Origin of the sequence: Hyphomicrobium sp., from assembly GCF_041674905.1 — a bacterium.
Taxonomy (GTDB): Bacteria; Pseudomonadota; Alphaproteobacteria; order Rhizobiales; family Hyphomicrobiaceae; genus Hyphomicrobium_B.
On sequence record NZ_JBAYUV010000022.1, the window covers coordinates 47,944 to 56,975 of the forward strand.

Below are 9,032 nucleotides of genomic sequence, written 5' to 3' on the forward strand. Positions count from 1 at the left end.
TCCTAATATTGACCATGACTCCAATATCCGGCGCCGGTTAGTTAAAAGACCGTTCCGAAACAGGTAGGGAACTGTTCTTTTACTATATCTATTTAGGCGAAATTCAGGGCTTCGCGTTATCTATTTGTCAAAACCCGGGGCAAACCGGGAGGCGTCAAACAGTGTGAGGCAGCGTTATGAGTCTAGCATATGAAGTGGCCCGTCCGCGCGCTCCGGTGCAGGAAGAAGGCTTTCGAGGCGAATATTTGCAGGCGCTTCGTCTGATCGAGAGACTTCACCGTCTCCTTCTCGACGTTATCAAGGACGAATTCGATCGCCAGGGCGGCGCCGAGCTTAACAGCGTTCAGGCCCTGCTGCTCTACAATATCGGCGAAAGCGAATTGACGGCCGGAGAGTTAAAGACGCGCGGCTACTATCTCGGCTCCAACGTCTCCTACAATCTCAAGAAGCTCGTCGACATGGGCTACATCCATTACAAGCGCTCGGATACCGATCGCCGCTCGGTGCGCGTCAGCCTGACCGATAAAGGCCTCGAAGCTCGCGACATCGTCAGCAAACTTTACCTGCGCCAGCTCGGCTCCGTCCAAACAGTCGGCGAAGTATCGGGCGACGACGTGAAGGGTTTGAACAAGGCGCTCGTTCGCCTCGAACGCTTCTGGTCGGACCAGATTCGCTATCGCCTCTGATCGATTGCCTTCGGCTTCCTGACGACGAAAGTATGCCAGTTGCTGCACTTGCGAGCCGCCTCGGGAAAGCCGGGGCGGCTTTTTTGCGCGCCGGGCGGCCGGATGTTGCCGGTAGGGCGCGCCCGCGAGGAAACTCTTGATCTGACTGTGAAAATGTTTCGTGCCTGACACGAAGCAACTTTAAGGTTGCGAGCGCGCCACCGGCCTCGCGGCCACCATGCGGCCGGATACGGCTCACGGATCGAATGCGCGGCCGCATTTTCAATGTATAAGCGCGGGGCAAATCGCGGGAATTGAGACGGGCGGGGAAAATCGTGCACCGGTCGAGAGCAGCAAGGGACTTCGCGCAGCGCGCGGAACGGGCAGGTCTCGCGACCATACTGGCGCTCGCTTTCATCTTCGCATCCGGCGCGGGCTGCCTCGGGTTCGGGCAAGCGTCCGCACAAACAAGCTGGTTTCAATTCGGCCCCGTCGGCAACGGCCCGGGAACGACCAATACTTACGATCCGGATTTCGTTCGCGAGTGGGAGGCCAATCCGCCGAAAGGCTACGCGACACTTTCCAAATCCAATATCGCCGCAACGAAGAACGCGATCCAGCGCTACACGAATATCATCGCGCAGGGCGGCTGGCCGCAGTTGCCGGAACCGCCAAACAAGACGCCGCGCGACAGCCTTCTGCAATATGGCACCACCGACGCCGCCGTCGCTTTGCTGCGCCAGAGACTCGCGGCGTCCGGCGATCTGACCGGCGGCAATCTCTCCTCGACGTACTTCGATACGGACCTCGACAAGGCCTTGAAACGGTTTCAGGCGTCGAACGGCCTCACACCAACCGGCATCGCCGACAAGCGCACGATCGTTGCGCTCAATGTTCCGGCCGACGCCCGCTTGAAACAGTTGAAGGCCAACGTCAGCCGCCTTGAGGAATTCGTCGCCAAGGCAGGCAAGAAATACGTCGTGGTCAACATTCCGGCCGCGCAGGTCGAAGCCGTGCAGAACGGCCAGATCGTAGCGCGCTATGCCGCCGTCGTCGGCAAGGCCGACCGGCCGACGCCGCTGCTGCACACGCCGATCACGGATCTGAGTTTCAATCCGGTTTGGCGCCTGCCGCCGACCGTCATCTCCGAAGATCTCATTCCGCGCGGACGCGAGATGCAGGCGAAGGGTCAGAACGTCCTTTTGAAGTTCGGCATCGACGCCTATTCCAACGGCAAGAAGGTCGATCCGGCGAAGATCAACTGGAGCACCGTGAAACCCGGGACCTACACGTACAGTCAGCAACCCGGAAAAGAAAACCCGCTCGGCTTCCTGAAGATCAACTTCGACAGCGCGCATTCGGTCTACATGCACGACACACCGTCGGATCGCATTTTCGGACGCAACTACCGCTCCGCAAGCTCGGGCTGCATTCGCGTCCATAACATCGAGAACCTCGCCGCATGGCTTCTCGCCGAACAAAAAGGCTGGGACGGCGAGCGTATCGCGTCGATGAGGGCCACGGGTGAGCGCCTCGATCTGCGTCTCAAGAAGCCGGTGCAGTTGCTGTTCGTCTATATCAGCGCCTGGGCGACGCCCGACGGCATCGTTCAGTTCCGGCGCGACCTTTACCAGAAAGACGGCATCGGCGAAGTCGCGGCAAATTATTGAGCCCGCACAGCCCGGCTTTCGCCGTCTCCAAAGAAGATGCGGGCTGCAAGGCAGGTGCGCTAACGACGACGCCTTGCGAACCTTGCATTGCGCGGGCCGGCGTGCCCAAACTCGTCCAACCCAAGCAAACCCTATTCCGCAGGCCTCGATGTCGACTCGATCTCGCCCCCCTTCCCTCGCCGGATCAGATCACGCCGCAAGCAGCCGCTTTCCGGCAACCCGGATGCGCCGCAACCGCAAGGCGCCCTGGACGCGCGAACTCGTTGCCGAGCATCGCCTTTCGCCGAGCGACCTCATCTGGCCGATGTTCGTCATCGAAGGCAAAGACAAGCGCGTGCCGGTGGCCTCGATGCCGGGCGTCGAACGCTTGAGCGTCGATCTGATCGTCGAAGCTGCGAAGGAAGCCGTCACGCTCGGCATTCCGGCGATCGCGCTTTTCCCTTTCACCGATCCGGCGAAGCGGTCGGACGATGCGAGCGAAGCCTTCAACTCTGACAACCTCGTCTGCCGCGCGACCCGCGCCATCAAAAAAGCAAAGCTCGATCTTGGCGTCATTCTCGACGTGGCGCTTGACCCCTACACCAGCCACGGACACGACGGCCTGCTCATCGGCGACGAGATCGCCAATGACGAAACGAACGCCGCACTGATCAGGCAATCACTGGTCCAGACCGAAGCCGGCGCCGACGTGCTGGCGCCCTCGGACATGATGGACGGACGCATCGGCGCCATTCGCGCCGCGCTCGAAGCCTCAGGCCACAAGAACACGCAGATCATGTCCTACGCCGCGAAATACGCGAGCGCGTTTTATGGCCCTTTCCGCGATGCCGTCGGCTCGGCCGGGTTCCTCAAAGGCGACAAGCGCACCTATCAGATGGACCCCGGAAATACCGATGAAGCGCTTCGCGAGGTCGCACTCGACCTCGAGGAAGGCGCCGACATGGTGATGGTAAAGCCGGGGCTGCCGTATCTCGACGTCGTGCGCCGCGTCTCGGAGACGTTCAAGGTGCCGACGTTCGCGTATCAGGTGTCGGGCGAATACGCGATGCTCGCCGGCGCCTTCGAAAGAGGCTGGCTCGACGAGAACAAGACCGTGCTCGAAAGCCTGCTGGCATTTAAACGCGCGGGCGCAGCCGGTGTGCTGACGTACTTCGCGCCCAAAGCCGCGCGCCTTCTCAAGCCCTGACACGAAGTCTCTGTTGGGTTGGAACGGCTAGAGCGCTTCCGGAAAAGTGGGAACCGATTTTCCGCTAAGAAGCACGACAAAGCAAAGAGCTAGAGCCTTTCCGCGATACCGCCAAAATAAAAAAGACTCTAGCGCCGGACGCGGCGGCGGAATTCCGGTGGCACGTCGCCCCCACCGTCGCCGTCCGGAACCGGCGCGGCCGCAGTGGCTGCGTCGTCGCCCTGAGCCGGAGCTTGCGCGGAAGCAGGTTTTTTGTCGGCAACCGAGCGGCGCGGCTTTTCGCAGTCCGTCAGCCAGACATCGTAGGTCGGATGCTCGAGCCCGTAGATGCCGGGACTCTCCGCGAACATCCAGCCGGTGAAAATCCGCTTTTCCGTGCCGTCGAGCTGCGTTTCATCGACCTCGACGAACGTCGTCGTTTTCGGCTCTTCCGTTGGCGGCCGCGAATAGCAGGAGCGCGGCGTCACGCGCAGAGCGCCGAATTCAACGGTCTTGTTTAGCTCGACCTCGAACTTCGAGATTCGCGCCGTGACCTTGTCGAGCGCGGAAAACACCGCGACGCCGTTCTCGATACGATCGGCGAAGGCCGGCGGCGCCAATCCCAGCAGGCAGAAGACTGCGCCAAAGAGCGACGACAGGCGCGTCACAACCGCAGCAGCACGCCGCGGCCTTTCCGGCGCATTCGAGAATGGCGTAAGCGGAGAGCAGTTCAATACGGTTCCAATCGACGGAGCATTCGTCAGCGACAGCTTGCTGACGCTAAAACCCGGCGTTTTTCTGATCGCCGGTCTATTGCGGCCGCCAGGCCTTGTAATCCGTGGTCGATTTCGCCCGTTCGCCCGTGCCGAGAATAGACCCCTTCGGCCGGTAAGCCTGCGCGGTGCCCGTCATATTCATCTGGTGACGCTTTTGCCAGTGCTTCGGCTGATAGCGCTCCTCGGTCGGCAACGTGTCGACGGTATAATGCAGCCAGCCATGCCAATCGGGCGGGACCTGGCTCGGCTCGGAAAGATTCGTGTAGGTCACCCAGCGCGCCGGGACGCCCAGCGGGCCGACGCCGCTTTTCTGCAGGTAGTAGCGGTTGCCGAACTCATCCTCGCCGACGAGCCGCCCTTTGCGCCACGTGAAAAGACGTGTGCCCCAGGTGTTGCCACCCCACCACGAAAAAATCTCACTGAATAAACCCATGATTGCGGGTTCCTTTGATTGCATTCGGCCATATCGACTTAGCTGCACCGCACGCATGATGTCTAGACGTCTGGGGGCCGATGTAGCTGAGCAACAGCCGCGTTACGGAATCACACTAAGCTCGGCTGGCTTGATCCCGATCAAGAGGCTCTATCCCGCCTCTTCCACACCGGCCTTCGGCCTCTCGCGGTCAGCAAAACCAGCAACATCGGGCTCTGAAGCGGTAATTCCGAAAAGTTGTCCACACCACTACATCTAGTGTCGGTTGCCTCTGCTACCGCAATATATATTTCAAAATCGATGACGAACGCCTCGAATCGTCCTAACTTTTCCCTCGTGCGGCGGTCATGCGACGGCTGCGGTGCTGGTTGTGGATCGCCCGGCGCCGAACCCAATCGAAACGGTGTTGAGGGACACCGGTTGTGGTTCACGGATTGCGTTCGGTTCATGAAGTCAAAGCATCTTCCTTTTGCGTCTGAATAGCGCGGCAGCGCTTCAGGCCATCGCCCAGTTTTAAGGGTCGGCAAAACGCCGGCGCGAAGCGGTCTTGCGGCCGTCATCGCGGGTGCGGGGAAGGTGTGCCCAAAGCGTCGCGAAAGTTCCAGTCCGCGTTCGCATTTCCATCCGCGGTTCCGCCGGGATTTGACCCGGAGGTTCGGCGATCAGACAACATACGGCGTTCGAACTTGTCTCGCTTACGTACGCCCCGCATGCCATGCCAGGGGGTTCTATCCAATGAAGATCACGCGACGTTTCACCGAAGCCGGTTCCTCTCCTTATGCCTCGATCAAGTTCCGGCGTGCGACGTCCGAGATCAAGAACCCCGACGGCTCCATCGTCTTCAGCCTCAAAGGCTTCGATGTTCCCGACCATTTCAGCCAGGTCGCGGCCGACATCCTGGCGCAGAAGTATTTCCGCAAGGCTGGCGTCGCCCGCCGTCTGAAGCGCTGCGAAGAAACGCAAGTCCCCTCGTGGCTGTGGCGCTCCATCCCCGACGAAACCGCCCTGCAGGACCTGCCGCAGGCTGAGCGCTTCGGCGGCGAGAACGACGCGCGTCAGGTCTTCGATCGCCTCGCCGGCACCTGGACCTACTGGGGCTGGAAGGGCGGCTACTTCTCATCGGAAGAAGACGCGCAGGCGTTCTTCGATGAAATCCGCTACATGCTCGCGATGCAGATGGCGGCGCCGAACTCGCCGCAGTGGTTCAACACCGGCCTGCACTGGGCTTACGGCATCGACGGTCCGGGCCAAGGCCACATGTACGTCGACTATCAGACCGGCGAACTCGTGCAGTCGACCTCTGCCTACGAGCATCCGCAGCCGCATGCCTGCTTCATCCAGTCGGTTGCCGACGATCTCGTCGGCGACGGCGGCATCATGGACCTCTGGGTCCGCGAAGCGCGTCTCTTTAAATACGGCTCGGGCACCGGCTCGAACTTCTCCTCGCTTCGCGGCGCCAACGAGAAGCTCTCGGGCGGCGGCCGTTCGTCGGGCCTGATGAGCTTCCTCAAGATCGGCGACCGGGCTGCGGGCGCCATCAAATCCGGCGGCACGACGCGCCGCGCCGCGAAAATGGTTGTCGTCGACGTCGATCATCCCGACATCGAGGAATACATCACCTGGAAGGTGCGCGAGGAGCAGAAGGTCGCCGCCCTCGTCACCGGCTCGAAGATTTGCCAGAAGCGCCTCAAGGCCGTGATGAAGGCGTGCGTCAACTGCGAGGCGCAAGACGAAGCCTGCTTCGACGCGCTGAAGAATCCGAAGCTCAAGCAGGCCATCCGCGAAGCCAAGCGCGACGGCGTTCCGCAGAACTACGTTCTGCGCGTCATCCAGTTCGCTCGGCAGGGTTACAAAGACATCCAGTTCGACACCTACGATACCGATTGGGATAGTGAAGCCTATCTGACGGTCGCGGGCCAGAACTCGAACAACTCGGTGCGCGTCACCGACGAGTTCCTGAATGCGGTCTCCGGCGACAAGGACTGGAATCTCGTTTCGCGCCTCGGCAACAAGGTGACGAAGACGCTCAAGGCGCGCGATCTCTGGGAGCAGATCGGCTTTGCGGCCTGGGCGTCCGCCGATCCGGGCATCCAGTTCCACACCACGATCAACGACTGGCACACCTGCCCGCAGTCCGGACAAATCCGCGCCTCGAACCCGTGCTCGGAATATATGTTCCTTGACGATACGGCGTGCAATCTCGCGTCGCTCAACCTCCTGCGCTTCCGCCGCGAGGACAAATCGTTCGACATCGAGTCTTATGAGCACGGCTGCCGCTTGTGGACCATCGTGCTCGAAATCTCGGTGCTGATGGCGCAGTTCCCGTCACGCCGCATCGCGGAGCTGAGCTACCGCTATCGCACCCTCGGCCTCGGCTTCGCGAACATCGGCGGCCTGCTGATGTCGGCTGGCATTCCCTACGACTCGGATGAAGGCCGCGCGATTTGCGGCGCGATCTCCGCCATCATGACCGGCGTCTCATACGCGGCGAGCGCCGAGATGGCCGCCGAACTCGGCACATTCCCCGGCTACGAGCCGAACGCGACGGACATGCTGCGTGTCATACGCAATCATCGCCGCGCAGCGCATGGCGAAGCCGAGGGTTATGAGCAGCTCGCGACGGCGCCCGTGCCGCTCGATCACGCCTCTCTCAAAGACCGCCGCCTTGGCGAAGCTGCGAAGCTCGCCTGGGACCGTGCGCTCGAACTCGGCCAGAACCACGGCTACCGCAACGCGCAGGCGAGCGTCGTCGCGCCGACCGGCACCATCGGCCTCGTGATGGACTGCGATACGACCGGCATTGAACCCGACTTCGCGCTCGTGAAATTCAAGAAGCTCGCGGGCGGCGGCTACTTCAAGATCATCAACCAGTCGGTACCGGAAGCCTTGCGCGCCCTCGGCTACCGCGAAAGTGAGATCGCCGAGATCGAAGTTTATGCGGTTGGACATGGCTCGCTGGCGCAGGCTCCGGCGGTCAACACCGCGACACTCAAGGCCAAGGGCTTCACCGACGACGCCCTGGCGAAGATCGAGAAAGGTCTTGCCACCGCATTCGACATCAAGTTCGTGTTCAACCGCTGGACGCTCGGCGACGACTTCCTGACAGACAAACTCGGCGTTCCGGCCGACAAGCTCAGCGATCCGTCGTTCGATATCTTCGCGCACCTCGGCTTCTCGAAGAAGGACGTCGAAGCCGCCAACGAGCACGTCTGCGGAGCCATGACGCTCGAAGGTGCGCCGCATCTCCGGGACGTGCATCTGCCGGTGTTCGATTGCGCCAACCCCTGCGGCCGCAAGGGCAAGCGCTATCTCTCGGTCGAGAGCCACATCCACATGATGGCGGCATCGCAGCCGTTCATTTCGGGTGCAATCTCGAAGACGATCAACATGCCGAACGACGCGACGGTGGATGATTGCAAGCAGTCCTACATGCTGTCGTGGAAGCTGGCGCTCAAGGCCAACGCGCTCTATCGCGACGGCTCGAAGCTGTCACAGCCGCTGAACAGTCAGATCCTGGGTGATGACGACGATGAGGCGGCCGATGTTGCCGAAACGCTGATGGCGCAGCCGCTCGCGGCTCGTGCGGCGATCATTTCGGAAAAGATCATCGAGAAAATCGTCGAGCGCGTCGTCTACGTTGAGAAAGAAAAGAAGAAGGAGCGTGAAAAGCTTCCAAACCGCCGCAAGAGCTATACGCAGAAGGCAACCGTCGGCGGGCATAAGGTCTACCTGCATACCGGCGAATACGACGACGGTAGCCTCGGCGAGATCTTCATCGACATGCACAAGGAAGGCGCGGCTTTCCGCTCGCTGATGAACAACTTCGCGATCGGCATTTCGCTTGGGCTTCAGTACGGCGTGCCGCTCGAGGAATATGTCGAAGCCTTCACGTTCACGCGCTTCGAGCCCGCCGGCCTCGTGCAGGGCAACGAGACGATCAAGAACGCGACATCGATCCTCGACTACATCTTCCGCGAACTCGCCGTGTCGTACCTCGGCCGCCACGACCTCGCGCATGTCGATCCGCGCGAGATCATTGAAGGCACGGGCCTTGGCTCGAGCGACGATCAGACGGATGAGCAGCTAGCGCTCGATCTTTCGGAAAACGTGTCGAAGGTCGTCTCGAAGGGCCTGGTGCGCGGCGCCTCCGTCGTCCGCTTCGCGGCGCGCTCAGCGGGCAAGACGTCGATCACAACGACATCGAGCACCGTCGCAACGTCGAGCTTCGACGTTGAAGCGCGCTCGATCGATTCGACGCTGACGCATGGCGCCAATGCACTGGCGCTTGGCGAGCAACCGATCGAACTGCGCACGCCTGCCGTG

At 61.3% G+C, this 9,032-nt stretch carries 6 protein-coding genes; 4 read left to right on the forward strand and 2 right to left on the reverse strand.

Features of this window, described 5'->3' with window-relative positions; genetic code table 11:
- The first annotated feature begins 176 nt into the window (after positions 1–176).
- From ldtR to hemB, 3 genes are all read left to right on the forward strand, one after another.
- Positions 177–686 (forward strand): transcriptional regulator LdtR, encoded by a 510-nt coding sequence (ldtR, locus tag WC026_RS10525; protein ID WP_372710886.1) that lies wholly within the window; start codon positions 177–179, stop codon positions 684–686.
- A gap of 314 nt (positions 687–1,000) precedes the next feature.
- The gene (locus WC026_RS10530) at positions 1,001–2,335 is read left to right on the forward strand and encodes a L,D-transpeptidase family protein (RefSeq protein ID WP_372710887.1); all 1,335 of its coding nucleotides are present in this window, start codon (positions 1,001–1,003) and stop codon (positions 2,333–2,335) included.
- 148 nt (positions 2,336–2,483) lie between these two features.
- Positions 2,484–3,521, forward strand: a complete 1,038-nt coding sequence (gene hemB, locus WC026_RS10535) for a porphobilinogen synthase (protein ID WP_372710888.1) — start codon at positions 2,484–2,486, stop codon at positions 3,519–3,521.
- A gap of 128 nt (positions 3,522–3,649) precedes the next feature.
- On the opposite strand, the gene WC026_RS10540 is transcribed toward hemB, so the two are convergent.
- Positions 3,650–4,168: a DUF2155 domain-containing protein gene (locus tag WC026_RS10540; protein WP_372710889.1), complete on the reverse strand. Its 519-nt coding sequence runs from the start codon at positions 4,166–4,168 to the stop codon at positions 3,650–3,652.
- A 142-nt stretch (positions 4,169–4,310) separates the two neighbouring features.
- Entirely contained in the window at positions 4,311–4,709 is a 399-nt protein-coding gene (locus tag WC026_RS10545) for an NADH:ubiquinone oxidoreductase subunit NDUFA12 (protein WP_372710891.1), read from the reverse strand.
- 735 nt (positions 4,710–5,444) lie between these two features.
- Here WC026_RS10545 and WC026_RS10550 point away from each other — a divergent pair.
- The coding region (locus tag WC026_RS10550) for a vitamin B12-dependent ribonucleotide reductase (protein ID WP_372710892.1) at positions 5,445–9,032 on the forward strand (3,588 nt) is incomplete at its 3' end.

What these genes read in the sequence shown, in the direction of transcription:
- ldtR (WP_372710886.1), top strand. Translation starts at nt 177, where the DNA reads ATGAGTCTAGCATATGAAGTGGCCCGTCCGCGCGCTCCGGTGCAGGAA.
- hemB (WP_372710888.1), top strand. Translation starts at nt 2,484, where the DNA reads ATGTCGACTCGATCTCGCCCCCCTTCCCTCGCCGGATCAGATCACGCC.
- WC026_RS10545 (WP_372710891.1), bottom strand. Translation starts at nt 4,709, where the DNA reads ATGGGTTTATTCAGTGAGATTTTTTCGTGGTGGGGTGGCAACACCTGG.